2 protein-coding genes and 1 pseudogene are annotated in these 1,755 nt (G+C 39.8%); all 3 read right to left on the bottom strand.

What is annotated here, in order from left to right; translation table 11 throughout:
- Positions 1–67 precede the first annotated feature (67 nt).
- Entirely contained in the window at positions 68–493 is a 426-nt protein-coding gene (locus B2R65_RS10530) for a curli assembly protein CsgF (RefSeq protein WP_004587047.1), read from the bottom strand.
- Entirely contained in the window at positions 483–881 is a 399-nt protein-coding gene (locus tag B2R65_RS10525; RefSeq protein WP_096042769.1) for a curli production assembly/transport protein CsgE, read from the bottom strand. The genes B2R65_RS10530 and B2R65_RS10525 overlap by 11 nt, the downstream gene beginning before the upstream one ends.
- 37 nt (positions 882–918) lie before the next feature.
- Positions 919–1,755 (bottom strand): annotated as a pseudogene (locus B2R65_RS10520) (curlin); the annotation flags it as partial.

Genomic DNA, 1,755 nt, shown 5'->3' with positions numbered 1-1,755 from the left:
ATTAAGTTTCCCATACTTGAGCAACCAGTTATGGCTAATAGAGTTATTGTTATGAGTATTTTGCGCATTATCCAAACCTCGGAACTTCGATGATCACGACAGAGTCATCTAATATATTGGTTATTTTTACTGTAATAGTGTCGGTTGTGCTGGTGATGACTTCTATTTGATAATCGCCACTCATGAATATTGAGTCTTGGTCAAATAGGCTGTCTTCAATTTCTTCACCAAACGCCATATCGGTAATTTCTCTTACCATGCGGTTTAAATACGTGCGCTCTAATGAGTCTTGAAATTGCTCTGCGTAGCCTTTTTCGATGGTTGGGGCTTTGTGTTTGTTTTGCGCTTGCGCTTTACTAAGCAGCATAGTGGCATTGAGTGGGTTACCACCAAAGCTTGGGTTGATTGGGGTATAAATTATTTCAGTTGCCGAGGCTGAAAAACTAAGTGTTGTTATTATTATAAGTGCTATTTTTTTCATTTTACCATCCATTTACTGCCATGTCGGGTGACGATGTTGCCATATTTGAGCGTGCCATCGCGTCTATTACAGTGTAAACAGCTTGCTCAACGCGTTCGTCGAGGGGCGCTAATCTACGTCCTAAATAGGTTACATACACGAGTTGGTTATTCATAATTAGCGAAAGCTTTGTGCCAGCTTTTGGTATTACTGTTTCTCTTATTTCTATATTAAAACCAGCGGTTGAAGGGAGATCTCGCCAGTAATTTGAAAACTCGTAATAAAATTGATGGCCAAAACGACTAATGCTTCTATCAAGCAGTAAGCCATCTATTTCTAGTTCTTGCGCAGCATTGCTTAGCGAAGAAAAAAACAGAAAAAAACTCAGTAGGTAGTAACGTAAGTGAATATTTATTTTCATAGTAAAATGGGGAGGGTTAACCTCCCCACCTCAATAATTACATTTGCGTAATTGTTGCTGTGTTGCCATCGCCAATTTGCGTAACAGAAACCGTGCTGTCGTAGCCAATTACTGAGCCTTCAACAAGGTTATCGTTACCTACTTGAGTGACTGTAAACGATACGTTTTCACCACCCACTAAAAAGGCTGACTGCTCAACGCCGCTTACCCAGTTACCTTCACCTTCTTGTGAAATATCAATACTGTGGCTACTACCTTCAACCATCATATCGACTAGGTTTAACATGCCATCTTGCGCAATATCGATTTGGTTATCGTTACTATCTAAAATACCCGCAAGCGTAACAACTGCCTCGTTTTGAGCACCACTTTGGGCAATATCAATATCGTTATTGTTTGATGTAAGCGATACATCAGGGTACGACGATTGCACCAGCATGACGTTTTCATCACCAGATTGAACTAAATCAACATCGTTACCTGTGCCGTTAAAGTTAGCAAGGTGAACAGAGTTTAAGTCGCCAACTTGAGTGGTTGAAAACTCATTATCAGAGCCAATTACACCCATGTAAGATTCGTTAAAGTCACCGTTTTGTAGTGAAGTTAGCTCGTTGTTATCGCCAATTAAATCGGCTGTCATTAAGTTTTCAGCGCCAACTTGCGTTGCTGTCACTTCGTTATTTGCACCTTCAAATAAGTTTGATTCAATTGTATTTAATGAACCTTCTTGATCTAAATCTATTTGGTTATCATCGCCAACAACAGCTGCAAACGTTACTGCATTTGTTAAGCCATCTTGCTCAATTTCAATTTCATTTGCATCACCAGAAATTGAACTAAATGCTACAGCGTTACGGTCGCCGTTTTGTTCAAC

This window comes from Pseudoalteromonas sp. UBA2102, assembly GCF_002331165.1.
Taxonomy (GTDB): domain Bacteria; phylum Pseudomonadota; class Gammaproteobacteria; order Enterobacterales; family Alteromonadaceae; genus Pseudoalteromonas; species Pseudoalteromonas atlantica.
This window is presented reverse-complemented; position numbering and strand designations above follow the sequence as displayed.

Excerpts from the sequence above, each read along its gene's own strand:
- B2R65_RS10530 (WP_004587047.1), bottom strand. The coding sequence starts at position 493 with ATGGATGGTAAAATGAAAAAAATAGCACTTATAATAATAACAACACTT.
- B2R65_RS10525 (WP_096042769.1), bottom strand. The coding sequence starts at position 881 with ATGAAAATAAATATTCACTTACGTTACTACCTACTGAGTTTTTTTCTG.